General features: G+C 53.0%; 23 protein-coding genes. 19 read left to right on the plus strand and 4 right to left on the minus strand.

Annotated elements, in window-relative coordinates; translation table 11 throughout:
- Nucleotides 1–41 precede the first annotated feature (41 nt).
- Nucleotides 42–479, minus strand: a complete 438-nt coding sequence (locus P398_RS0107935; protein WP_024371365.1) for a universal stress protein — start codon at nt 477–479, stop codon at nt 42–44.
- A 183-nt stretch (nt 480–662) separates the two neighbouring features.
- Between P398_RS0107935 and P398_RS0107940 the strand changes: the two genes are divergently transcribed.
- Complete coding sequence (locus tag P398_RS0107940) at nt 663–1388, plus strand: SDR family oxidoreductase (RefSeq protein WP_024371366.1); 726 nt, start codon at nt 663–665, stop codon at nt 1386–1388.
- 10 nt (nt 1389–1398) lie between these two features.
- A complete protein-coding gene (locus P398_RS0107945) occupies nt 1399–2121 on the plus strand; it encodes a metallophosphoesterase family protein (RefSeq protein ID WP_029334707.1) in 723 nt (240 codons plus the stop codon).
- Between the two features lie 37 nt (nt 2122–2158).
- On the opposite strand, the gene P398_RS0107950 is transcribed toward P398_RS0107945, so the two are convergent.
- On the minus strand, nt 2159–3256 hold the full coding sequence (locus P398_RS0107950; RefSeq protein WP_029334708.1) for a M24 family metallopeptidase: 1098 nt from the start codon (nt 3254–3256) through the stop codon (nt 2159–2161).
- A 160-nt stretch (nt 3257–3416) separates the two neighbouring features.
- Between P398_RS0107950 and P398_RS0107955 the strand changes: the two genes are divergently transcribed.
- Nucleotides 3417–4727, plus strand: a complete 1311-nt coding sequence (locus P398_RS0107955; RefSeq protein ID WP_024371369.1) for a DRTGG domain-containing protein — start codon at nt 3417–3419, stop codon at nt 4725–4727.
- Nucleotides 4728–4767: 40 nt separating this feature from the next.
- Here the strand turns inward: P398_RS0107955 and P398_RS0107960 are convergent, their stop codons facing one another.
- A complete protein-coding gene (locus P398_RS0107960) occupies nt 4768–5082 on the minus strand; it encodes a YtpI family protein (protein WP_034799024.1) in 315 nt (104 codons plus the stop codon).
- Between the two features lie 77 nt (nt 5083–5159).
- On the opposite strand from P398_RS0107960, the gene P398_RS0107965 reads away from it, so the two are divergent.
- On the plus strand, nt 5160–6128 hold the full coding sequence (locus tag P398_RS0107965; protein ID WP_024371371.1) for a DHH family phosphoesterase: 969 nt from the start codon (nt 5160–5162) through the stop codon (nt 6126–6128).
- 16 nt (nt 6129–6144) lie between these two features.
- Here the strand turns inward: P398_RS0107965 and P398_RS0107970 are convergent, their stop codons facing one another.
- Nucleotides 6145–6336: a hypothetical protein gene (locus tag P398_RS0107970; RefSeq protein ID WP_024371372.1), complete on the minus strand. Its 192-nt coding sequence runs from the start codon at nt 6334–6336 to the stop codon at nt 6145–6147.
- A 101-nt stretch (nt 6337–6437) separates the two neighbouring features.
- On the opposite strand from P398_RS0107970, the gene dnaE reads away from it, so the two are divergent.
- From dnaE to coaE, 15 genes are all read left to right on the plus strand, one after another.
- A complete protein-coding gene (dnaE, locus tag P398_RS0107975) occupies nt 6438–9608 on the plus strand; it encodes a DNA polymerase III subunit alpha (RefSeq protein ID WP_034799027.1) in 3171 nt (1056 codons plus the stop codon).
- A 75-nt stretch (nt 9609–9683) separates the two neighbouring features.
- Nucleotides 9684–10238 (plus strand): FadR/GntR family transcriptional regulator, encoded by a 555-nt coding sequence (locus P398_RS0107980; protein WP_029334710.1) that lies wholly within the window; start codon nt 9684–9686, stop codon nt 10236–10238.
- Between the two features lie 14 nt (nt 10239–10252).
- The gene (gene accD, locus P398_RS0107985) at nt 10253–11107 is read left to right on the plus strand and encodes an acetyl-CoA carboxylase, carboxyltransferase subunit beta (protein ID WP_029334711.1); all 855 of its coding nucleotides are present in this window, start codon (nt 10253–10255) and stop codon (nt 11105–11107) included.
- Nucleotides 11100–12035 carry an acetyl-CoA carboxylase carboxyltransferase subunit alpha gene (locus P398_RS0107990; RefSeq protein WP_029334712.1) on the plus strand — a complete coding sequence of 312 codons (936 nt, stop codon included), beginning with the start codon at nt 11100–11102 and terminating at the stop codon, nt 12033–12035. The genes accD and P398_RS0107990 overlap by 8 nt, the downstream gene beginning before the upstream one ends.
- A gap of 160 nt (nt 12036–12195) precedes the next feature.
- A complete protein-coding gene (gene pfkA / locus P398_RS0107995) occupies nt 12196–13164 on the plus strand; it encodes a 6-phosphofructokinase (protein WP_024371377.1) in 969 nt (322 codons plus the stop codon).
- A 92-nt stretch (nt 13165–13256) separates the two neighbouring features.
- Nucleotides 13257–14999 carry a pyruvate kinase gene (pyk, locus tag P398_RS0108000; protein ID WP_029334713.1) on the plus strand — a complete coding sequence of 581 codons (1743 nt, stop codon included), beginning with the start codon at nt 13257–13259 and terminating at the stop codon, nt 14997–14999.
- Nucleotides 15000–15066: 67 nt separating this feature from the next.
- Nucleotides 15067–15531, plus strand: a complete 465-nt coding sequence (locus P398_RS0108005; RefSeq protein ID WP_029334714.1) for a DUF441 domain-containing protein — start codon at nt 15067–15069, stop codon at nt 15529–15531.
- Between the two features lie 186 nt (nt 15532–15717).
- Nucleotides 15718–16830, plus strand: a complete 1113-nt coding sequence (gene citZ / locus P398_RS0108010; protein ID WP_024371380.1) for a citrate synthase — start codon at nt 15718–15720, stop codon at nt 16828–16830.
- A 112-nt stretch (nt 16831–16942) separates the two neighbouring features.
- Entirely contained in the window at nt 16943–18211 is a 1269-nt protein-coding gene (icd, locus tag P398_RS0108015; RefSeq protein WP_024371381.1) for an NADP-dependent isocitrate dehydrogenase, read from the plus strand.
- Nucleotides 18212–18241: 30 nt separating this feature from the next.
- Nucleotides 18242–19177: a malate dehydrogenase gene (mdh, locus tag P398_RS0108020; RefSeq protein ID WP_024371382.1), complete on the plus strand. Its 936-nt coding sequence runs from the start codon at nt 18242–18244 to the stop codon at nt 19175–19177.
- Nucleotides 19178–19366: 189 nt separating this feature from the next.
- Nucleotides 19367–20071 (plus strand): response regulator transcription factor, encoded by a 705-nt coding sequence (locus tag P398_RS0108025; RefSeq protein WP_029334715.1) that lies wholly within the window; start codon nt 19367–19369, stop codon nt 20069–20071.
- A complete protein-coding gene (gene pnpS / locus P398_RS0108030) occupies nt 20068–21795 on the plus strand; it encodes a two-component system histidine kinase PnpS (RefSeq protein WP_029334716.1) in 1728 nt (575 codons plus the stop codon). The genes P398_RS0108025 and pnpS overlap by 4 nt, the downstream gene beginning before the upstream one ends.
- Nucleotides 21796–22004: 209 nt before the next feature.
- On the plus strand, nt 22005–24602 hold the full coding sequence (gene polA, locus P398_RS0108035; RefSeq protein ID WP_029334717.1) for a DNA polymerase I: 2598 nt from the start codon (nt 22005–22007) through the stop codon (nt 24600–24602).
- A gap of 20 nt (nt 24603–24622) precedes the next feature.
- Nucleotides 24623–25447, plus strand: coding sequence for a DNA-formamidopyrimidine glycosylase (gene mutM / locus P398_RS0108040; RefSeq protein WP_024371386.1), 825 nt, complete (start codon nt 24623–24625; stop codon nt 25445–25447).
- Between the two features lie 12 nt (nt 25448–25459).
- Nucleotides 25460–26065: a dephospho-CoA kinase gene (coaE, locus tag P398_RS0108045; RefSeq protein WP_024371387.1), complete on the plus strand. Its 606-nt coding sequence runs from the start codon at nt 25460–25462 to the stop codon at nt 26063–26065.
- The last annotated feature ends 26 nt before the right edge of the window (nt 26066–26091 follow it).

Here is a 26091-nt window from a genome sequence, read left to right on the forward strand (position 1 = left end):
CAAGGGCCATCGCTTCGCGATGGCCCTTGTTTTGCATAGTATTATTGACGGACGATGAGCACGTCGCACTTGGCGTACCGGACGATGCTCTCCGAGACGCTACCGATGAAGAAACGTTCGACCGCGTTCAAGCCGGTCGCTCCACAAATAATAAGGTCGATTTCATGGTTCGGTGCAATCTTTTTCGCAATCGTCACTTTAGGGGAACCGTACTCGATGACGGTCTCGACTTCTTTGACACCCCGTTCACGCGCGCGGTTCACATAATCTTCGAGCAATTCTTTCGCATACGTTTCGGCACGCTCGGTGATTGTCCGATCGTACGCTTCGACTGTGGCAAACGTGCGTGTATCAATCACGTGACCGATATACAGTTTCCCATCGTTACGGAGCGCGACGTCGATTGCTGTTTCAAATGCGCGTTCCGCCTCTTTCGAGCCGTCGACGGCAGAGAGGATATGTTTGTAGACAATTGCCATGTAAATCCCAACCTTTCGCTTGAAATGTACGTGCGGCTTACATGTATAGTATACCACTTCTATCGAAATTCACGCCCGCTTCTTCCGAGAATGTGTGAAATTTTCACAACTTTCTCTCCCGACAGGTTGAAGTTTGGAAATGGGCAACAGGAACGGGTAAGATGATACAGAGGAGGGATGACGATGAAACACGTAGTCATCACGGCCGGGGCCAAAGGCATCGGCCGCGTCGTGACGGAACGGCTGTTAGAAGAAGGGTGGCACGTCAGTGTGCTCCAACGAAACCCGATCGAATGGGAGCATGAACGGCTACATATGGTTGAAGCGCCGCTCACGGACCGTGAGGCGGTGCTCGCTGGGTACGGTCAGGCGGTCGCTAAGTTCGGTGAACCGGACGCGCTCATCTTGAATGCGGGACCGTATATATTTGACCGTAAATGTCTCGTTGACTTGTCAGACGAGGAATGGGACGAAGTGATCACCGGGAACTTATCCGCATCGTTCTGGCTGATGCGCCGCGCCATCCCGAGCATGCGAGAAAATCAGTTCGGCCGCATCATCACGTACGGTTTCCCGGAAAGCGCGACGGCGCCCGGATGGTTGCACCGCTCCGCTTTTGCCGCCGCGAAGACGGGGCTCGTCAGTTTGACGAAAACGGTGGCGCTCGAAGAAGCGCGTTACGGCATCACGGCCAATATGATCAACCCAGGCAATATCGTCGGCTCCCAAAAAGAGATGCGCATCGATGAGGCGGAGGCCGACGGGCAGACGCCGGTCGGGCGCCACGGGACCGGCGAGGACATTGCGCGGATGATTTTGTTCTTGCTCGCCGCCGAATCGGACATGATCACCGGAGCAGTGATTGACGTGACCGGCGGCGTCAACGTCGTCCATCAATATCGGAAATGAGGGGTGCGGCATGAGATTGGCCATACTGACAGACATCCATGGAAATGTGCAGGCGTTAGATGCCGTCTTGGAACAATTGGACGAGCAAGGCGTCACGGACATTTGGAGCCTCGGCGACATGATCGCGATGGGCCCGGACTCGAATGAAGTGATGGCCCGGTTGCTCGACCGTGGGGTCCGGATGATCACCGGCAACCACGACGAGGCGGTGTTGTCGCTCCTTGAAGGGCGGGGGCACCCTGCGAGTTATGCGCATACGCGTCCGCATCATGAATGGGTAGCGCGGACGTTGCGTCCTGACTACGCCGATGCGTTATTTCAGTTACCGCGAACGATTGAGGAACAAGTCGGGACGGAGCGAGTCTATGGGATTCACTATCATATCCCGATCGAGAAACGACAAGCGACGATTCTCGAAGAACCGTTCCATGAGATCCTCGAGGCGACGCTGCCGAACATGCAACGACTCTATGGGGAATATGACGCGGATATCGTCTGCTTCGGCCACCACCACCCGGTGCATGTGTTCGAGGACGCGGCGAAGCGGTACGTCAACCCCGGGGCGCTCGGTGTCGCAAGAGACGACTTGGCCCGATACGGGTTGCTCTCGTACGACGAGAACGGCTTCGCGATCGACTTGAGGGCTGTCCCATACGACAAGCAAGCGTTCATGGAACGGATGGAACGGCTCGACGTACCGCAACGGGAAGTCATGTTCCGTTTATTCTATTGAAAAGCCAGCCGCTGAGCAGCGGCTGGCTTTTTTCAGGTCAATTGACTTCTTGGAGCGCTTTCGGGTAGCTTGTCAACAGGATTGGACCGCTTTCCGTCATGACGATGTCATCCTCGATACGGACACCACCGACGCCAGGGAGATAAATCCCCGGCTCGACCGTGAACGTCATCCCGACTTGGGCCGTCATGTCGTTATTCGCCGCCATCGACGGGAACTCATGAACTTCGATGCCGATGCCGTGCCCGACACGGTGAGTGAAGTATTCTCCGTAACCGGCCGTCGTGATGACTTGACGGGCCGCGATGTCGATGGAGCCGAGCGTCGCACCGACACCCGCCATCTCGATGGCGGCAAGCTCTGCTTGGAGGACGGTCTCATAAATTTCACGTTGTTTCGTGCTCGCTTCGCCATAGACGACCGTGCGAGTAATGTCAGAGCAATACCCTTGCCAGACGACCCCTAAGTCGAACAACGCGAAGTCGCCTTTCTTGAGGCGGTTGTTCCCGGGCACCCCATGCGGGTCGGCGCTGTTTTCCCCAAACAGGACGAGAGTGTCGAATGACATTTCGCGGACGCCTTGTTTTTTCATGGCGTATTCGATTTCGGCGATGACCTCGAGCTCGGTCACGCCTTCGCGCAAGGCGCGGATCCCGGTCTCGATCGCCATGTCCGCGAGCTCAGCGGCGCGCTTCATGACGCGTACCTCATCCGGGGTCTTGATCATGCGAAGCGCTTGAAGTTCTTCCGTCAAGTCGATGATCGATAGGCCCGCGAATCCGGCCCGCAACTGTTCGACTCGGTTGTATGTCAAATGTTCTCCTTCGATACCGATCCGTTCCGGGATGATTTGTTGGTCAAGGAAAAGTTTGACTACTTTGTCCCACGGGTTCTCGTGGTCCATATACGTGACGATATCCCCGGTCCACTCGCTCGCTTCGACGATGCCTTTCTCGAGGGCGGGACAGACGATTGCCGTCGTCCCGTTCTTCAAGACGAGGATGGCGATCAGTCGTTCATGCGCCTCGGCATACACACCTGAAAAATAAAAGACGGACGCCTTCGATGTGACGAAAGCGGCGTCTAATCCTTTCGTGGCCAAAGATTGGGCGATTTGGTTTGTTCGTTGGTTCAAGTCGATTCCCTTCCTTCCGTTCATTAGCTTTCTGGTCCATTATATCGTTTTCGAAATTAGAAAGGAAATGTAACAATTTCAGTAGTACAGTTTGAAGAAGATGGACTGATACAGTATACTGGAAGTGACAGAAAATGTATTGAAGAAAGGGACTCGTGACATGACAACAAAACATGAACAGATCATTGCACATATCGAGTCACTCGATGTGGGGGCCAAAATTTCTGTTCGCCAAATCGCAAAAGAGTTGGCGGTTTCAGAAGGGACGGCTTACCGGGCCATCAAAGAAGCGGAGAATTTGGGCTTCGTCTCGACGATCGAGCGAGTCGGCACAATTCGGATCAAACGGAAACATAAAGAAAACATCGAGAAGTTGACGTTTGCCGAAGTCGTCAACATCGTCGACGGGCAAGTGCTCGGCGGTCGTGACGGTCTCCATAAGACACTCTCGAAATTTGTTATCGGTGCGATGAAACTAGAGGCGATGATGCGTTACATCGACGTCGATTCGCTCGTCATCATCGGGAACCGGGAAAAGGCTCACGAGCTCGTCTTGCAATCGGGCGGCGCCGTCTTGATTACCGGGGGGTTTGATACGACCGACGAAGTGAAGCGAATGGCGGATAAATACAACATGCCGGTCATTTCGACGTCATATGACAGTTTCACCGTGGCGACGATGATCAACCGGGCGATTTACGACCGATTGATCAAAAAAGAGATTCTGCTCGTCTCAGATATCCTCATCCCGCTGCACGATACGTTCTATCTGAAAGCGGACGATACGGTCAAGCGGTGGCATGAGTTGAACGAACGGACGAAACATAACCGCTATCCTGTCATCGATGAACAGATGAAAGTCGTCGGGGTCATCACCGCGAAAGACATCATCGACCGTGCGCACGACACCGAGATCGAAAAAGTCATGACGAAAAGCCCGATCACGGCCGGCGTCCAGACGAGTGTCACGAATGCTGCCCATCAAATGGTGTGGGAAGGGATAGAAATGCTCCCGGTCGTCGATAATTATGGCCGCTTGCTCGGCATCATCAGTCGCCAAGACGTGTTGAAGGCGCTCCAACTCGCAAACCGTCAGCCTCAAGTCGGCGAGACGTTCGATAACATGATCACAAATCAGTTAAAAGAGGACCCGGCCTCTAACGGGACGGCGTTCACAGTCGAGGTGGCACCGCAGATGACGAGCCATATGGGGACGGCTTCGTCAGGCGTCTTGACGACGTTGCTCGTCGAAGGGGCGACGAGAAGCCTCCGACACATGAAAAAAGGGGACCTCGTCGTAGAGAACATCACCGTCTATTTCATGAAGCCGATTCAAATCGAGAGTCAAATCCGTGTGTCGGCGAACGTCTTCGATCTCGGGCGAAAGTTCGGCAAAGTCGACGTCGAGATGACGCAAGGGACGCAACTCGTCGCCAAAGCGCTCGTCACGGCACAATTGATCGACCGCTAAAAAAATGAGCTGATGAATCACATCAGCTCATTTTTTACTATTAAGGTTGGTTGATCGGCTCATCGGCAGCGAGTGGATAAATTTTACGGTAGCGCACGAATCCGACGATGGCGTTGCCGACGCCGAGGACGAGCATGACGATGCTGACGATCCATCCGACGGTCGAGTCGAGCCCGAGCCCGCCGACCATTTGGTTAATCGCGAACAAGGCGAGGAACAAGCTGAGCCAAATGAGGGCCTGCGTGTTGAACAACGCTTTTCGGTACGGCGTTTTCGTAAGATAGGCACGTCGTTTATAGACGAAGTAGGCGCCGAGCGCGAATAGGATGAGCCCGATAATAACGAGTTGAGCCAAGTGAAGAAACCCCTTTCAAACAAGTAATCTGTTATCATCATACCATAGAATAACGTTCAAGAAAGCGAGGAATGGCTATGGCACATTGGCCAGAAGCAACAACCATCAAAGCGTCCATCGAAGCGGCAGACACGATCATGATCCACCGTCACGTCCGTCCGGACCCTGACGCCCTCGGCAGTCAGTTAGGACTGAAACGAATAATCGAACGTGCGTATCCAGAGAAAAAAGTATACGTCGTCGGCGGCATCGTAAGAGATTTAGAATTTTTAGGAAAGATGGAACATGTGGAGCCTGACATGTACGATGAGGCGCTCGTCCTCGTCCTGGACACGGCCAATCATGAACGGATTGACGGGCCTCATGCCTTGAAAGGGAAGACGGTCATCAAAATTGATCATCACCCAGATGAAGATCCGTATGCGACGCACCAAATCGTCGACACGACGGTCAGTTCGACGTCGGAAATGATTGCAGAACTCGCGGAGATGTGGCAGATGCCTCTCGATCAAGAGTCGGCCTTCCTATTGTTCGCGGGCATCGTCGGGGACACGGGACGCTTCCAGTTCCGCAACGCGACGCCACGCACGTTCGAAGTCGCGTCGAAGCTGCTCGCCTATGGCATCGACACGAACCGGTTGTATCGTCAAATGTACAAGACGAACTTGGCGACGCTTCAGCTCCAAGGTTACGTGTTGCAACACGTACAAGTGACGGAGGCGGGCGTCGGTTACGTCAAGATTGACGCCGACGTGCTGCGGACGTTCCATGCGACACCTGAAGCAGCATCACAACTCGTCAACAGCTTCTCCGGGCTGGAAGGCTTGAAGTGTTGGGTTATGTTCGTGGAGAATAAAGACGAGATCCGTGTCCGAATCCGCTCGAAAGGGCCCGTCATCAACGACGTGGCAAAACGATACCGTGGCGGCGGGCATCAGATGGCCGCTGGCGCCACGATCGATCGTTGGGATGAGATGGATGAGGTGATCGCTGCACTCGATGAAGTCGCGCGGCCGTATACGTTTGAAACGAATGAAGAGAGCTGACCGGTGTCAGCTCTCTTCATTTCGTCTCTTCTTCTTTTGGGATGAACCATGTGCCGCGATCGGTCACATCCTCAACTACATCAAGTTGGTACTCGGTAATGTACTTGCGGAGCCGATCGATAATTTCAGGACTGTCGGCAAATACGGTCTGGCCGTTCTGTAGATCCGACAGCTTGTCGCGCGCGATTTGTCCCCGATTAATAATCATACGCTTTTACCCCCTTTTTACGATGGTTATGTCTATAATTATTGTATCAGAGAAGTGGTGACATGAGTTTGACAATTAAGAAAAAAGAGAGGAGGGGTCACATGCTTCATTTGAACGTTCGATCCGCTTTCAGCCTGATGCAGAGCACGATTCGGCTGGAACAATATGTCGCGCAAATGGCGGAGCGCGGCAGCAAGGCGATTGCCCTTGCGGACGACGCCTGTTTCGGGGTACCGCAGTTCTTTCGCTTGTGCGACCGCTACGGAGTCAAGCCGGTTTTCGGACTGCGGACCGTGTTGCGCGTCGACGGGTTGGATGTGACGATTCTCGCTTATGCGCGAGAAGACCGTCACATCGAACAGTTATATCGCGTCGCCGGAGACGGGGCGATGAGGGAAGCGAACGATCTCGCCATCGTCGTCTTACCCGAAAATTGGAAGACGAGTGACCCGATTCACCGTCGTCGGCTGTATCATCAACTGCTCAACTATGTGCCAGAAGAACGCCTATGGCTCGGCATTCCTTCCCCGCAGACGACGGAACAAGCGCTCGTCTTGAAGCAGTTACGCGGGATGCGGGAAGAACTCGGGGTGCGCTTGATTCCGACGCCGGAGACGGCGTATATGCGACCTGACGACTTCGAGGCGTATCGGGCTCTTCTCGCCATCGGGGAAGGGGATGTGATCTCGCCGGAAGATATGCACCATAAAGGGCGTTATGTCCGTCTTCCGAGTGAGATGAACGATTGGTTCGAGCAAGGTGAACTTGAAGAGCTCGATCGGTTCGAAACGCTCGTGTCCGTCAAACAGCTGCCGATGGCCGAATCGGCTATTCCTGAACTGCCTGACGCGTTCCTGCACTTAAAGCGGCTCGTCGCGGAGCGTTTGAAAGCGAAAGGGTTGCTCCACGACCCGTATATCGAACGGGCACGCTACGAGCTCGAGGTCATCGAGCGGACCGGCTTCGCGTCTTATTTCCTCATCGTCGAAGATATCGTCCGTTACGCGAAGGAACAAGCGATTGAAGTCGGCCCGGGCCGTGGGTCGGCCGCCGGTTCGCTCGTCAGTTTCGCCCTCGACATCACCGAAGTCGACCCGGTCCATTTCGAGCTCTTGTTTGAGCGATTCTTGAACCCGGAGCGGGTATCGATGCCAGACATTGATTTGGACTTTGAAGATGAACGCCGGGAAGAAGTCGTTCGTTACGTGCTCGATAAGTATGGAGAGAACCACGCCGCCCCAATCGGTACGCTCGCCACGTTCGGCGCGAAAGCGGCTCTCCGCGATGTCGCCAGAGCGCTCGGGATGACGCTCGAAGAAGGGCAGGCGGCCAGTAAACAAGTGAAAGACGATGGACTGAACGGCATCATGGCGAACCCGACGAAGATGAAATGGTTCGCCGGCAGCCAAAAACGGTCGCAACTGTTGACGATCGCAACCCAGTTAGAAGGGTTGCCGCGTCAATCGTCCGTCCATGCCGCCGGTCTCGTCCTCAGCCGGGAAGCATTACAGTCTGTGACGCCGTTGCAACCGACGGACGGTGACCAAGTGACCCAATATAATATGAAAGATCTCGAAGCGTTGGGGCTGCTTAAAATCGACTTGCTCGGCTTGCGTAATTTGACGAAGCTGCGTCTCATGGAGGCGCTCATCCGAGAGACGGACGCGATGTTCTCTTTGAAGACGGTGCCGTTGAATGATGCCCGCACGCTACGACTGCTCGCCCGGGGCGACACGGATGGGATTTTCCAATTCGAGTCCGAGGGGATGAAGCAGGCGCTCCGACAAGTGAAGCCGTCGGAGTTTGAAGATATCGTCGTCACGATGTCGCTCTATCGTCCAGGGCCGATGCAATTCATCGAGACGTATGCGAAACGAAAGCACGGCATGCCGTACAAACCGGTCCATCCCGTCGTCGGAGACATGATGACGTCGACTTACGGGGTGCTCGTCTATCAAGAACAAGTCATGCGGCTATTGCGTGAGCTCGCCGGCTATACGTATGCCGAGTCGGACTTGGTGCGCCGAGCCATCGCCAAAAAAGACGCGACGGCGATTGACGTGGAGAAAGCACGGTTTTTAGAGCGGACCACACCGAAGTTCGGATTAGAATCGATGCAACACGTGTTTTCATGGATCGAGAAGTTCGCTGGGTACGGGTTCAACCGTTCTCACGCCGTCGCTTACAGTTTGATCAGTTATCGACTCGCTTACGTGAAGGCGCATTTTGAACGGATCTTTTATCTCGTCACGTATGAGAAAACGAACCAACTCGTGCGCATGTTGCGGAAAGGGAGAATCCCCGTCTATGCACCAGACGTGCTGCACGGTGAGGCCGGGGCGTTTTTAGAGGGACCGGGCGTTCGTCTCGGATTGAAAGCGATTCAAGGTTTGACGAAACGTGATGTCGAGCGCTTGATTGCCCATCATACCGAGTTCACGGACGTGAGCCGGTTGCGTGAGTTGATGGAGTGGGGGGCGAAAGACCAGTTGAAACTGCGGCGGTTGCTCGGCGCCGGCGCGCTTGACCGTATGTACCACGGAAATCGCCGCGCGGCTTTTCTTGCCGTCGAGCGTCTGCGTGAAGAAGCGGACACGCACCTGCTCCCGGATGAACTGTCGTCGCTCGGCTTGAAGCGAACCGAGCCGACCGAACCGAACTGGTCGGAGGAAGAGCGGGAAGCGCTCGGGACGTGGATCGTGCATTCTCCACTGACGACGGTCGCTCCGCTCGGCGTCACGACGGTGACGATGGAGGATGTGTTGAATGGGGAAAAAGGGTTCGTCATCGTCTACGTCGATGAGGTCCGAACGTTCAAAACGAAAAAAAGTGAAGACATGGGTGTCATGATGGTCGATGACGGTGTCACACAGGACGAAGTCGTCGTTTTCCCTCGCGTCTATAAAGCGTTTGTACGTTCACTATACAGCGGTAACGTGTTGCTGCTTGAAGTCCACCCGAACGAACGCGACGGTCGCAGACAATTGATCGTCGAACGGGTCAGACCGTTACATGGTCAAGCGTTGTTCGTCCGACTGCGACGCGAGTCGTTCCCAGAGCTTGAGGAACTGTTGCACGCCTCACCCGGCGACGTGCCTGTCGTCTGTCGATTCTCAGACTCGAAAGAAGTGAAGCAACTTGCGTCAGCCTTTTCGGTCAATCCGACCGATGCGTTGTTGCTGGCGATCAAGAAACGGTTCGGGGAGTCGGACGTCGTTTTGAAACGTGTCGACACAAAAATGACTGGCACGAAAACTAGTACCAAGTCATAAAAAGTGGTATAATCTGTTTAATTGGTCTGACCACTTTAGAGATAATACCATTCAAAAAGGGAGTTGAACGGTCAGATGCATGGAAAACACGCATCCTCATTTCACGAAAACATTTCTAAAATCCGTTCATTGATCGTCCAGGCGGCGCTCACGCCCGGAGATCGGCTTCCATCCGAACGCGAGCTCGCGGAAACGCTGTCGATTAGCCGGGCCTCGGTACGAGAGGCGTTGCGCGCGCTCAGTTTCCTTGGGATCGTCGAGACGAGACACGGAGGTGGGACGTTCTTGTGTGAACAAGACCGGCACCGCTATATCGAAATATTGTCCGAGTTCATCGTGACGAAACAGACGAAAGCGACCGACATCGTCGAGATGTTGCGGTTGCTTGAACGTTTGGCGTTCTCGGAAGTCGAGCCAACTCGAGAACGTGTGCAGGCGCTCGAGTCGAACCTGAACGAAGACCGGATTTTTCGTCAACAGCTCGTCTTCGGTTTGAAGAACGAGTTGTTCATCCGCATATGGAGCGAGGTCAACCGGTTTTATGAAGGAACGGACGCCGGCGACTTGTATACGTTAGAAGAACGAATGGAATTGTTGGAGATGTGGCGTAAAGTGGGGATGCCGGAATGAACGAGGGGGAAGCGATGACTGCTTTTTTCAAGAAACCAAAACGATACATGCCGTTGCGTCAGCGAGAACCAAAAATCGATGCGCCGCAAGGGTTAATGACAAAATGTCCATCTTGTAAATATATGCATTACACGAAACAGTTAAACGAAAATCATAAAGTATGTGACTGTGGTTATCATTTTCCACTCAGTGCCGATGAGCGGATCTCGATGCTCGTCGATGCCGGTTCGTTCGAGAAATTCTCAGGACCGGAAGTAAAAACGAATCCGCTTGATTTTCCAGATTATGAAGAAAAGTTAGCGAAAGACAGGGAGCGAACTGGAATCGAGGAAGCGGTCGTCTGTGGCCGCGCGAGCATCTCTGGTCATCCGTTCGTCGTCTGTGTCATGGACGCGAGGTTCCGGATGGGCTCGATGGGGGCGTATGTCGGTGAAGCGATCGCATCGGCTGTTCGACAAGCAACGGCCGAGCGATTGCCAGTCGTCTTGTTCACCGCATCAGGCGGTGCGCGGATGCAAGAAGGAATGGTCAGCCTCATGCAAATGGCGAACACGTCGATTGCGTTGAAGCAACATGATGAAGCAGGGTTGCTCTACATCTCTTACTTGACCCATCCGACGACGGGTGGCGTGTCGGCAAGCTTTGCGATGCTCGGTGACTTGAATGTGGCCGAACCAGGTGCGTTGATCGGGTTTGCCGGTCGACGTATCATCGAACAGACGATCCGTGAAAAATTACCAGACAACTTCCAAACAGCCGAATTTTTATTGGAGGCGGGCCAATTGGACGCCGTCATCCATCGCGAACAAATGCGTTCGTTTTTACACAACATGATCACGTTACATGGCGGGGGTGTAGACCGTGTTTGATCCAATCAAAGAAGTGAATGAACAGCTCGAGAAGCTACGTGAGACCGCTGAGACGAAAGGGATTGATTTGTCCCGCGAGATTCGGCATCTCGAAGCGAAGCTGCACCGATTAGAAAAAGATATTTATGGGAATATGAAACCGTGGGATCGCGTGCAATTGGCACGCAACCCGAAACGACCAACGACGCTTGATTATATCGAGCGTCTGTTCCCTGACTTTATCGAGCTCCATGGCGATCGCCACGGCTATGACGATGCGGCGATTGTCGCCGGCATCGCCACACTCGATGGCAAGCCAGTGACGATCATCGGTCATCAGCGCGGGCGGAACACGAAAGAGAACATGGCGCGTAATTTCGGGATGCCCCATCCGGAAGGGTATCGAAAGGCGCTCCGGTTCATGAAACAGGCGGAGAAGTTTAACCGCCCGATCATCACGTTCATCGATACGAAAGGGGCCTACCCGGGTAAAGCGGCCGAAGAACGCGGACAAAGTGAAGCGATTGCGCGTAACTTGTTCGAGATGGCGACGTTGAAGACACCGATCGTCTCGGTCGTAATCGGAGAAGGTGGCTCAGGTGGCGCACTCGGCATCGGTGTGTGCGACCGACTGCTCATGCTCGAGAACAGTACGTATTCGGTCATCTCGCCGGAAGGTGCGGGCGCGCTTCTATGGAAAGATGCGAAACTGGCCGAACGTGCAGCCGAAACGATGAAGATTACCGCACAAGATTTATATGGATTAGGGATTGTCGATGAAGTCGTCACAGAAGTGTTCGGCGGAGCGCATATGGATGTGTCATTACAGTCGTCACTCTTGAAACCTGTATTAACACAACACATCGCCGAGTTGATGCAACACGCTCAAACCGAACTGTTGAACGGTCGTGCTGACAAATATCATCAAATTGGCACAATTGGCTCGTGAAAACGGTAACAACCGCTTCGCATTCACAATCAACCGTTCACCAAATGACTGTTTCGATGAGGACCCCTTGTTTTTTTTTCACATACTTGTGTTGTAAAACAAAGGTCAGACATGGTATTTTATTTTCAGATTTCGTTAAAACACATAAGAGGTGAGTGACGTGAATTTAAAACGAATTGCGGTATTGACAAGTGGGGGAGACGCTCCCGGAATGAACGCTGCAGTCCGTGCCGTGACCCGAAAAGCAATTTTCGAAGGTCTTGAAGTGTACGGTGTGTATAACGGCTATCAAGGTTTGATCGAGGGCGACCTCGTCGAATTGAACCTTGGCTCAGTCGGCGATATCATTCAACGCGGAGGAACGTTCCTACGTTCGGCCCGTTGCCCTGAATTCAGAACAGAAGAAGGTCGCGCTAAAGCGGTCGAACAATTGAAGAAATTTAACATCGACGCACTCGTCGTGATTGGCGGAGACGGTTCATACCGTGGCGCTCAAAAGTTGACGGAACTTGGATTCCCGACAATCGGGCTTCCTGGGACGATCGACAACGATATCCCGGGTACGGATGCGACGATCGGATTTGACACAGCGCTCAACACTGCGCTCGATGCGATCGACAAAATCCGTGACACGGCATCTTCACATGAACGGACATACGTCATCGAAGTGATGGGCCGTGACGCTGGAGACATCGCGCTTTTCGCAGGTCTGGCCGGTGGGGCAGAATCAATTCTCGTCCCAGAACGTCCGGAAGATTTAAGCGCGATCGTGGAACGCATTAATCACGGTGTCGCCCGCGGTAAGAAGCACTCGATCGTTGTCGTCGCTGAAGGCGCCGGCAGTGCCGAGGAAATCGGAAAGCTCATCGCGGAGAAGACGAACTCGGAGACGCGTGTGACGATTCTCGGTCACATCCAACGTGGTGGTTCCCCGACCGCCGCTGACCGTGTCCTCGCGAGCCGCATGGGTGCTTACGCCGTCGAGATCTTGCTCGAAGGCAAGGCTGGACGTGTCGTCGGTATTCGTGCCGGTCAAATGATGGATCTCGACATTGACGAGGCGCTCGATCATAACAAGCATACGATTGATATGAAGTTGATCGATCTTTCGAACCAGTTGTCGATTTAAGCACAGTGAACTTCACAGAGACGGGATCAGGTCGCATGCCCTCCCGTTTTCTGTGTGCAATTGCAATAACATCCCCTAGGAGGTTTTTATTTATGCGTAGAACGAAAATTGTATGTACGATTGGACCAGCTTCAGAGAAGCTTCTTCCAGAAATGATTGAAGCCGGTATGAACGTCGCTCGTCTTAACTTCTCACACGGTGACTACGAAGAGCACGGTGCCCGCATCCGTGATATCCGTGAAGCAGCACGTGCCGCTGGCAAAGTCGTGACCGTGCTTCTTGATACGAAAGGTCCTGAGATTCGGACGCATACGTTCGAAGACGGCAAAGCACTTCTTGAAAAAGGTAAAGAGGTGACAATCGTTTCGACAGAAGAAATCGTCGGTACGAAAGATCGTTTCTCGGTCACATACGAAGGCCTTTACGAGGACGTTGAAGTCGGTTCACGCATCATGCTCGATGACGGATTAATCGGACTCCTTGTCGTTGAGAAGCTCCCGAACCGCGAACTTCGCTGCCTTATCGAAAACGAAGGAATCATCAAGACGAAGAAAGGCGTAAACTTGCCAAACGTCAAAGTGAACCTTCCTGCCCTTACGGACAAAGACATCGCTGACATCGAATTCGGTATTTCACAAGATATCGATGTGATTGCAGCATCGTTCGTACGTCGTGCATCTGACGTCGTTGAGATTCGTCAACTTCTCGAAAAGCACGATGCGTCACACATTAAAATCTATCCGAAGATTGAAAACCAAGAAGGCGTCGACAACATCGAAGAAATCTTGGCAATCTCTGACGGTTTGATGGTCGCTCGTGGAGACCTCGGTATCGAGATCCCGACAGAAGAAGTCACGCCAGTTCAAAAAGAATTGATCAAGAAGTGTAACGACCTTGGTAAACCGGTCATCACAGCGACACAAATGCTTGATTCAATGCAACGTAACCCGCGTCCGACTCGTGCGGAAGCATCGGACGTCGCTAACGCCATCCTTGATGGTACAGATGCGGTCATGCTCTCAGGTGAGACGGCTGCTGGTGACTACCCAATCGAATCAGTTCAAATGCAAGCAGCGATCGCTGTTCGTACAGAGCGCATGCTCGACTACAAAAACTTGCTCAAAGATCGTCAGAAGCGCAGTGAGCACACCGTGACGGATGCGATCTCACAAGCGGTTGCCCACACAGCGATCAACTTGAACGCGAAAGCGATCTTGACACCAACACAATCTGGTTACACGGCTGCCCGTACGGCAAAATACCGTCCAGAAGCGAACATCATCGCGGTCACTGAATCTGAGCGCGTCGCACGTCAGTTGAACCTCGTTTGGGGTGTATACCCGATCGTTGCTGACACGATGCCGAACAACACGGATGAAATGTTGGTGAAAGCATCTGAAGCAGCACGTCACGCAGGATTTGTCACAGACGGCGACCTCGTCGTCATCTCGGCAGGTATCCCGGCTGCGACTGCAGGAACAACGAACATGATGAAAATCCACATCGTCGGCCACGCCCTCGCAAACGGGCGCGGAATCGGTGAGCGCGGACTCGTCGGGGAAGTTGTCGTCGCTAACAATGCGGACGAGGCGAACGCGAAAGCGAAAGACGGGATGATCCTCGTCGCACCGTTCACAGATAAAGAAATGATGCCAGCGATCGAAAAAGCGGCTGGAATCATCACGGAAGACGGCGGATTGACGAGCCACGCCGGCATCGTCGGACCATCGCTCCGTAAACCAGTGATCGTCGGTGTTGAATCTGCGACAGCCACACTCCGTGACGGTCAAATGATTTCAATCGACCCACTTACTGGTAAGATTTATAACGCGTAATCCAATGCCAATCGAACCGACCTTATCTCGAGGTCGGTTCTTTTTCCATTTAGAAAGAAGGAGACGTATGGGTGCATATTTATTCTTGTTGCTGCTCGTCTTGATCGGGGTCATTTCCCATAACCAATCGGTCATCATCGCGAGCAGTGTGTTGTTGATCATCAAGGCGATCGGGTTCGGTGACCAATTGTTTCCGACGCTCGCCTCAAAAGGAATTCATTGGGGCGTGACAATCATCACGATTGCCGTGCTCGTTCCGATCGCAACTGGTGACATAGGTTTTAGAGAATTGTGGAATAGTATTAAAGGGCCGGTCGGCATCGTCGCTTTCGCTTCCGGAATTTTTGTCGCGCTCGCAGCCGGACAAGGAGTCCAACTCATGCGTGTCGACCCGGTCGTCACGACTGCACTCCTGGCTGGAACGATTCTCGCGGTCGGTTTCATGAAAGGAGTGCCGGTCGGACCGCTCGTCGGAGCCGGCATCGCCGCCCTCATTTTGGGAGGCTATAGCCTGGTGGAGAAATGGTTCTGACAAAATTTAACGACTGGATACGCTTACATTTCTTTTTTTCAGTAAATTGTTTATACTGAATGAAGGACAGGGCGGTGTGACGTCGAAACACGGTCAAGGGGAAAGCGTTCGACAGCCGTCCTTATTCCCTATAAACAGACTGTATGATGCGGTCGACCACTTTTAAAGACTGAGGGGGAGTTATGGATGTCAACAACAAAAGGGTTAGAAGGGATTGTGGCAGCGGCCTCAAAAGTTAGTTCGATCATTGACGGACAATTGACTTACGGAGGATACACAATTGATGATTTGGCGGACCACGCCACGTTTGAAGAAGTCGTCTTCTTATTATGGAACGATCGGCTTCCGAAAGCGGAAGAATTGAAAACACTTTCTGAAGCGCTCGTGAAAGAGGCGAAGTTGCCGGACGATGTGATCGCGACGCTCGAGCGGGCGCCGAAATCGGCGAACGCCATGGCGACAATCCGGACCGCGCTATCGCAACTTGCACTTTACGACGAGGAATCAGAAGATATGAGCGAAGAAGCGAACATGCGCAAGGCGATTCGTCTTCAGGCTCAAATCGCGACGATCGTGACGGCGTTCGCCCGTCTTCGTAAAGGCGAGCAACCGGTCGCGCCGAAGCAAGGGTTGTCGTATGCAGCGAACTTCTTATACATGTTGAACGGAGAAGAACCGAGCGAGGTTGCTGAGAAGACGATCGATAAAGCACTCATCCTTCACGCCGACCACGAGCTGAACGCCTCAACGTTTACGGCACGCGTCTGTGTGGCGACGTTATCGGATATGTATTCAGGTGTGACAGCCGCGATGGGCGCGCTTAAAGGACCGCTTCACGGTGGTGCTAACGAGGCCGTCATGAAAATGCTCCACGAAATCGAATCGGTCGATAAAGTCGAAGAATACGTTCGCGGCAAGTTCGAGCGCCGTGAGAAAATCATGGGCTTCGGTCACCGTGTGTATAAGGACGGCGACCCGCGGGCGAAACATTTAAAAGAGATGAGCCGTCAGTTGACAGCGCAAATCGGCGAACCGGAATGGTATGAGATGTCTGAGAAGATCGATCATCTCGTCGAGACAGAAAAAGGGTTGAAGCCGAACGTAGACTTCTACTCGGCCTCGACGTATTACGCGCTTGGCCTCGATGAAGAGTTGTTCACACCGATTTTCGCCGTGTCGCGGATGTCTGGATGGATTGCCCACATCCTCGAGCAGTATGCGGACAACCGCCTCATCCGTCCACGTGCCGAATACGTCGGAGAAGCGCATCGTTCGTACGTTCCGATGAACGAACGCTGAGCGGATTCGAAAGTTCAAGTCACAATTTAGACATAAACTTTGGTAAACTAACAATTGACGTAGGTCGGCGAATACGCCGGCCTACAGTAATGTACTTAGGGGGATTCATATGTTGACACAAGGTCAGAAAATCACAGTAGAAAATGGTGCACTTCAAGTACCGAACGTACCAACGATTCCATTCATCATCGGCGACGGCACAGGCCCAGATATTTGGAACGCTGCGGTCCGCGTCTTCGATGCGGCTGTCGAAAAAGCTTACGGCGGCGAGAAGAAGATCGAATGGATGGAAGTGTTTGCTGGCGAAAAGGCGTTCAACCAAACAGGGGAATGGCTCCCGAACGAGACGCTCGATCAAATCCGTGAATATTTGATCGCCATCAAAGGTCCGCTCACAACTCCAGTCGGCGGTGGAATCCGTTCACTCAACGTCGCGCTTCGTCAAGAGCTCGACTTGTACACGTGCCTTCGTCCGGTTCGTTACTTCACAGGCGTGCCGTCACCGGTCAAACGCCCTGAAGACACGGACATGGTCATCTTCCGTGAGAACACAGAAGATATTTACGCGGGAATCGAATACGCGTCAGGCAGCGACGAAGTGAAGAAGTTGATCACGTTCTTGAAAGAAGAAATGAACGTCAACAAGATCCGTTTCCCGGAAACGTCAGGAATCGGGATCAAGCCGGTTTCTTCGGAAGGGACGAAACGTCTCGTTCGAGCGGCACTTGAATATGCGATCGCGAACAACCGCAAATCGCTCACGCTCGTCCATAAAGGAAACATCATGAAGTTCACAGAAGGCGCCTTCAAAAACTGGGGCTATGAGCTCGCGGAAGAAGAGTATGGCGATAAAGTGTTCACATGGGCACAATACGACCGCATCAAAGAAGAGTCTGGTGAGGCGGCTGCGAATGAAGCCCAGTCGAAGGCTGAGGCGGAAGGCAAGATCATCGTGAAAGATTCGATCGCAGATATCTTCCTCCAGCAGATTTTGACACGCCCACGCGAGTTCGACGTCGTCGCGACGATGAACTTGAACGGGGACTACATCTCAGATGCCCTCGCTGCTCAAGTCGGTGGAATCGGTATCGCGCCTGGTGCGAACATTAACTATGTGACAGGCCATGCGATATTCGAAGCGACACACGGCACGGCACCGAAGTATGCGGGCCTCGACAAAGTGAACCCGTCATCGGTCATCTTGTCAGGTGAGATGATGCTTCGTCACATGAACTGGAACGAAGCGGCAGACCTCATCATCAATGCGATGGAGAAATCGATCGCCTCGAAAGTCGTCACGTACGATTTCGCCCGTCTCATGGACGGTGCGACAGAAGTGAAGTGTTCAGAGTTTGCGGATGAACTGATCAACAACATGTAAGTCATCAGTAAAACCAAGGGGGAGAGCACAATGATTCGACGCAATAAGATTTCGGTCATCGGTAGCGGCTTCACGGGGGCCACGACGGCACTGTATTTGGCTCAAAAAGAGTTAGGTGACGTCGTCCTTCTCGATATGAAAGAGATGGAGAACCCGACGAAAGGGAAAGCGCTCGATATGCAAGAGACGGCGCCGATCCAAGGGTTTGACGCGTGGATCACAGGGACGTCGGATTACGCCGATACGGCTAATTCGGACATCGTCGTCATCACGGCCGGCATTGCGCGTAAGCCTGGCATGAGTCGGGACGACCTCGTCTCGACGAACGCGAAGGTGATGCGGGCGGTCACGAAAGAAGTGGCCCGCTATTCACCGGAAGCGATTTTGATCGTCTTGACGAATCCGGTCGATGCGATGACGTATGCCGCGTTCAAAGAGTCGGGCTTCCCGAAAGAACGTGTCATCGGCCAATCGGGCGTGCTCGATACGGCTCGGTTCCGCACGTTCGTCGCCGCCGAGTTGAACGTGTCGGTGAAAGACGTGTCCGGCTTTGTCCTCGGCGGACATGGCGACGACATGGTGCCGCTCATTCGTTACTCGTACGCCGGAGGCATCCCGCTCGAGAAACTGTTACCGGCCGACCGGATTGAAGCGATCGTCAATCGGACGCGTAAAGGCGGCGGTGAGATCGTGCAACTCCTCGGTAACGGCTCGGCCTACTATGCGCCGGCAGCCGCCATCGTCGAGATGGTCGAGGCAATCTTAAAAGACCAGCGTCGCATCTTACCGGCGATCGCTTACCTCGAAGGGGAGTACGGCTTCGAAGATCTTTATCTCGGCGTGCCGACGATTCTCGGGGCGAACGGAATTGAACGTGTGCTCGAACTCGAATTGACGGAAGAAGAGACGGCGGCGTTGAAACGCTCAGCCGACTCGGTCCGTTCGGTTTTGAACGTCCTTACATGATTTGAAAGACCTGCTTGCGGCCGCAAGCAGGTCTTTTTGTTGCGGCACGGACGAGACACGTCGTGCTACACTTGAAACAGATAGTGGATTTGTTTTGTTTTTGTAAAGATTTGCTTTGAAGTTGGTGTGATGGCGCATTGCTTTGTAAAATGGGTAGTGTGATAAGAAGTGATTAGAGGAGGAACAAGTGTGGCCGATAAAGTGATTGTCGTCGATGATGAAGTATCGATTGCGACGTTATTGAAGTTTAATTTAGAACAAGCCGGTTTCGAAGTGGAGACCGCCCATGATGGTAAGACCGGGCTCGAACTTGCCGAAAAACAAGATGCCGTACTCATCGTCCTCGATTTGATGTTGCCGGAAATGGATGGTCTTGAAGTGTGTAAACGACTGCGCCAGCAAAAAGTGAACACACCGATTCTCATGCTGACGGCTAAAGATGACGAGTTCGATAAAGTGTTAGGGCTTGAACTTGGAGCGGACGACTATTTGACGAAACCGTTCAGCCCGCGCGAGGTCGTCGCGCGAGTGAAGGCGATTCTTCGACGCTCGACGCCGGCAGAAGTGGCGGCAGGTGATCAAGATGCGATTGAGATCGGGGACGTCAAAATCGTTCCTTCGAACTATGAAGTATTCAAAAAAGGTGAGCGGTTGGAATTGACGCCGAAAGAGTTCGAACTGCTCGCCTATCTCGCCAAAAACAAAGGCCGTGTCTTGACACGCGACCAACTGCTGTCGGCGATTTGGAACTATGATTTCGTCGGAGACACGCGGATCGTCGACGTTCACATTAGCCACTTGCGAGAAAAAATCGAGCCGGTGACGAAGAAGCCGACGTATATTAAAACAATTCGTGGTCTCGGATATAAGATGGAAGAACCGATGGCCGAATGAAGACGTATCGTTCGCGTTTCTTGACGACGCTCATCTTGCTCGTGACCGGAGTGCTACTCACGCTCGGCATCGTGCTCGGTCAGTTGTTTAAAGATTTCTATTTGGACTCGGAGCGCGACCGGTTGAAAGAGGATGCGAAGCTCGCCGCGTTATATCTCGATGGGAGTGAGTTGGCAGAGATTCAAGACTACGTCGGCCAAATCGACGACGCGAGCAGTTTTGACATCCTATTGCTCAATCGGCGCATGGAAGTGATTGCCGGGACGCCGTTTCGGGTGGGGACGTTTGAATACCGCATCGACGCAGAGACGATCTCACCGGATGGAGAATTCGGGAATGCGACGCGGGACGACTTGATTCAATTCACGAAACCGATTGAGCTGTCTTCAGGTGAGACGGTCTACCTTAGTTTTATTCGGTATATTTCAGACTTAGAGAACGTCTACACGAGAATTTGGCTGACGATCGCGTTCGCGTTGTTCTTTTCATTCTTCATCATTTTATTCGTCCTCCACAATTTGACGAATCAGTTCATCCGACCGATCGATGAGGCGACGATCGTCTTAAGGGAGCTAGCCGACGGGAACTATCGGGCCCGAGTGTATGAGTTGCGGAACGACGAAGAGACGGGGAGTCTCGCCGGCTCGATCAACGTGCTCGCAAGAAACCTTGAAACGATCTCGCTCGGTGAGGCGGTACAACGGGCACGGCTCGAGTCGCTCATCGAATATATGGGGGCGGGGTTGTTGCTCGTCGATGAGCGAGGCATCGTCACGCTCGTCAACCGTTCATACCGGGATATGTTTCAGTATGATGAGCTGATGATTGGTCAGTTTTATCATGGCATCTTGCCAAGTCCGGACGTCGAGACGTTGATTGAGGACGTCTATTTGACGGAAGAACCGCATCGACGTCAGTTATCCATCCGGACCGGGTTCAATCAACGGACGTACATGGTATCGGCCGCGCCGATCTTTAGTGACACGGGCATGCTTCGCGGCACGACGCTACTGTTCAACGATATTAGCGAGTTGAAGCGACTTGAAAAAATGCGTAAAGATTTCGTCGCCAACGTGAGTCACGAGTTGAAAACACCGCTCACATCGATTCGCGGATTCAGCGAGACGCTTCTCGACGGGGCGAAAGAAGTTCCGGAACTAAGAGATCAGTTCCTCGATATCATCCAAAAAGAAGCGACACGCATGCAAATGCTCGTCGAGGACTTGCTCGAACTGTCACGGCTCGAGCGAGAAGATTTTCATCTAGAGTTCGCTCCGGTGCAGCTCAATCAACTGGTCGAGGAAGTCTGCCTCGTCTTAAGTCAAAAAGCCGAGAAGAAATCGATCCATCTTGAGACCCGGCACGACGGGGAAGTCATTTTACAAGCCGATTTGAATCGAATCAAACAAGTGATCATGAACCTTGTGGCGAACGCCATCAACTATTCGCCGGAAGAAAGTCTTGTCGAGATCGCGGTCGAACGGAAAGAGCAAACGGCGCGACTGATTGTCAAAGATAACGGTATCGGGATCGATCCAAAAGAAGTCGGTCGCATCTTCGAGCGGTTCTATCGAGTCGATAAGGCGAGGAGTCGTAATTCGGGAGGGACCGGACTCGGTCTAGCCATCGTCAAACATATCGTCGATCTGCATCATGCGACGATTGAAGTCGACAGTGTCGAAGGGGAAGGGACGACGTTCACGATCGAGTTCCCGCTCCCTTAACAATGAGTTCACGTCCCGTTCATACGTTCTTTACAATCAAGTGCTACTCTAGTGGTGAGACCTCTTCATCATCTCGTGTCCCACCCGGTGCTCATCTCCACGCGGGCGGGAAAGATTGACCCTTTTCTAGTAATTAGAAAAGGGTCTTTTTTTTCGAACGCATGTGCCCGTATGATATGATGGATACAGAAGAGAATGGAGGTTGGATCATGAATAAATTACTGCTCCTCGATGGAAACTCACTGACGTACCGTGCGTTTTTTGCACTGCCTCCGATGACGGATGCATCGGGACGAAACACGAATGCCGTGTATGGGTTCACGATGATGCTATTGAAATTGATGGAAGACGAGCAACCGACCCATTTCGCGGTCGCGTTCGATGCGTCGAAGAAGACGTTCCGACACGATACGTTCGCCGACTATAAAGGCGGTCGGCAAAAAACGCCGGGCGAGCTCCGTGAGCAGTTCCCGATCGTGCGTGAACTGTGCGAGGCGTTCGGGATCAAAGTGCTCGAACTCGATCAATACGAGGCCGATGACATCATCGGGACGCTCTCGAAGCGAGAAGCGTTTGACCAGGTGACGATCGTCACGGGAGATAAAGACTTACTTCAACTGATCGATGATCGGGTCACAGTTTACTTAACGAAACGCGGGATCACAGATGTCGAAGCGATGGACGCATCTGCTTTCCAAGAACGTTACGACGGATTGACGCCGCGCCAGATGATCGACCTGAAAGGGTTGATGGGTGATAAATCCGACAACATCCCTGGTATACCGGGTGTCGGTGAGAAAACGGCGCTTAAACTGCTTTCAAACTACGGTTCGGTCGAAGGGCTATACGAACATACGCATGAACTGAAAGGGAAGCAAAAAGAAAAAGTCGAGGCGAATGAAAAGGAAGCTCGAATGTCGAAACAGCTCGCGACGATTTATACGGACGTCCCAATCGACGTCGACGTCGACGATTTACAGTTCCACCCGTACGATGCGGCGAAAGTGAAGCCGTTGTTCATGAGCCTCCAGTTCAAGTCTCTCCTCGGCAAGTTGAACACGGAAGCGACGACCGAAGAGGCGACAGAAGCACGAGAAGTGACGACGGTCAGCATCGAACAACAAGATTTGACGGAAGCCGTTTTGTTCCTTGAACAATTACGAGACGATTATTTCGAAGACGACATCATCGGTGTGGCGATCGCCTCGAAAGCCGGAGTGACGGTCGGGGACGTGTCGTTGTTAAGCGAACCGGCCGTGAAGTCGTGGCTGGCCGATGAGGCAAGGAAAACCATCTGCTTAGACGCAAAACAGACGATCATTCAATTGAAGCGTCATGAATTAAGGCTCGCTGGCTATGAAGACCTGCTCGTGGCCGGATATCTTCTAAACTTGTCAGGTGGGACGACGCTCGATTCGATTGCCGCTCATTTTGACTACACCCTTCCGGAAGACGAGGCTGTCTACGGAAAAGGGGCGAAACGCCACGTACCGGAGCAAGACATTTTCGAACAGCACGTCGCGGAAAAGGCGATGGCGATTCTCTCACTATTCGACCGTGTCTCGGCCGAACTCGATCAAAACGAGCAGACCTCCTTGTACCAAGATTTAGAACGTCCGCTCGTGGCGGTGCTCGCCGAGATGGAGTGGGCCGGTATCCACGTCGATGTCGCGACGTTAAAAGTGATGGAAGAAGACCTCGGCGGCAGGATCCGTCAGCTTGAGGAAGAGATTCATGGTCTGGCCGGTGAAGCGTTCAATATCAACTCGCCGAAACAGCTTGGTGTCATCTTGTTTGAGAAATTGGCGCTCCCGCCCGTCAAAAAGACGAAGACTGGCTACTCGACGGCGGCTGACGTATTGGAAAAGCTGGCTCCGCTTCACCCGATCGTCGAACATATCATGCATTATCGAGAACTCGGCAAATTGCAGTCGACATACGTCGAAGGGTTGCAAAAAGTGATCAAAGCGGACGGGAAGATTCATACACGTTATACGCAGACGCTCACCCAGACCGGTCGACTGTCATCGGTCAACCCGAACTTACAAAACATCCCGATTCGATTAGAAGAAGGACGGCGGATTCGTAAAGCGTTCACGCCGAGCGAACAAGGTTGGATGCTGTATGCGGTCGATTATTCGCAAATCGAGCTCCGGATCATGTCACATATGTCACAAGATGAGAAGATGCTCGAGGCGTTCCTTCATGACGAGGACATCCATACGTCGACAGCGGCGAACGTGTTCCGTGTCGCCAAAGAAGAAGTGACGTCGCTCATGCGTCGGCAGGCGAAAGCCGTCAACTTCGGGATCATCTACGGCATCAGTGACTACGGACTATCGCAAAACTTAGGAATCAGCCGGAAAGAGGCACAGACGTTCATCGATACGTACTTCGAGCAATTCCCTGGCGTCAAACGGTTCATGGATGCCGCAATCGAGCGCGCACGAGAGCATGGTTATGTCGAGACGATGCTCAAACGGCGTCGCAACATTCCGGACATCCACTCTCGGAACTTCAATTTGCGGGGCTTCGCGGAACGGACGGCCATCAACACACCGATTCAAGGAACGGCAGCGGACATCATTAAAAAGGCGATGATCGATGTCGACACGGCGCTCCGGTCGTCTGGACTTCAGTCGAAGCTGTTGCTTCAAGTTCACGATGAACTGATCTTTGAAGGGCCGAAAGAAGAAATGACAGAGCTCGAGACGCTCGTCAAAGGCGCGATGGAACACACCGTCAAACTCGACGTCCCGCTTCGTGCGGACGGGTCGTTCGGAGAGACGTGGTTTGACACGAAATAAGTTAGAGGAAGGAAGTCATTATGCCTGAATTACCTGAAGTGGAAACGGTCTGTCGGCGGTTGCGGCCGTTCGTCTCCGGAAAGACGATTTCAGCCGTCGATGTGCTCGACGCAAAAATCATTCGAGGGCACGAGCCTGAGATTTGGAAACAACAGCTGCTCGGCGAGACGATTCAAGACGTCGAGCGACGCGGCAAGTTTATTTTGTTTAAACTGACGAACGGTTATCTCGTCTCTCATTTGCGGATGGAAGGAAAATTTTATCCGCATGGCGAAACAGTCAGTCCGGTCAAACATACTCACGTCGTCTTCACGTTCTCGGATGGGACTACGCTTCACTATAACGACGTTCGGAAGTTCGGCACGATGGAGATCAAGACGAATGAAGCGTTGTATGTGACGCCGCCGCTGTCCTTGCTCGCCTTAGAACCGTTCGACCCGAATGTGACGGCCGAGACGTTGCATGAGCGCATGAAACGGATGAACGTCCGCGCTATCAAGACGGCGCTCCTCGATCAGTCGATCTTTGTCGGGCTAGGCAACATTTATGTCGATGAGACACTGTTCCGCGCCGGGATTCACCCGACGCGTCCGGCGGCCTCGTTGTCGCTTGAAGAGGTCGAGGCGGTGCGTCAAGAAGCGGTCGCCGTGTTGACCGAGGCGATTGAGCGAGGGGGAAGCACGATCCGGAGTTATACGAATCCGGACGGGGCGACCGGTACGTTTCAAGAGACGTTGTACGTATACGGCCAGACCGGCGAGCCGTGCCGAAACTGCGGCCGCCCAATTGAAAAGATGAAACTAGGTGGACGGGGCACACATTACTGTCCACACTGCCAAAAATAAGAGGTGGACAAGATGTTGAAGATTGGGTTGACAGGTGGGATCGCGACAGGGAAATCGACGGTATCACGTCTATTCCGACAAGAAGGCATCCCGATCATCGATGCCGACAAAATCGCCCGTGTCGTCGTGGAACCAGGCGGGAAAGCGCACACCGCTGTAAGCGAAGCGTTTCCGCGTTGTTTTGAAGGTGAACAGTTGAATCGCCCGGCGCTCGGACGAGAGATTTTCCATGACGCTCATAAGCGGCAACTGCTCAATCAACTCATGCATCCGGCCATCCGTGAACAGATGGAAGAGGAGATGCGGGGGTATGAGGCGGCGGGAGAGACCGTCGTCATCTTCGATATTCCCCTCTTGTTCGAAGGGACGATGCGCGACCTCGTCGATTACACGGTCGTCGTCTACTGCCGGGAAGAGATTCAGTTGATGCGGCTCATGGAACGGAACGGTTTGACGAAAGAAGAAGCGCTCGCGCGCATTCAGTCGCAAATGCCGATCGAAGAGAAAAAGCATCATGCCGATTTCCTCATCAATAACAACGGAGCGCTAAGTGAACTGCCGCCTCAAGTGACACGACTCGTCGAACAGTTTCAAACCATCAAAAAAGAAGGCGAATGACGCCTTCTTTTTTGATGGTTGCATCT

The organism is Exiguobacterium aurantiacum DSM 6208, assembly GCF_000702585.1.
Lineage (GTDB): Bacteria > Bacillota > Bacilli > Exiguobacteriales > Exiguobacteriaceae > Exiguobacterium > Exiguobacterium aurantiacum.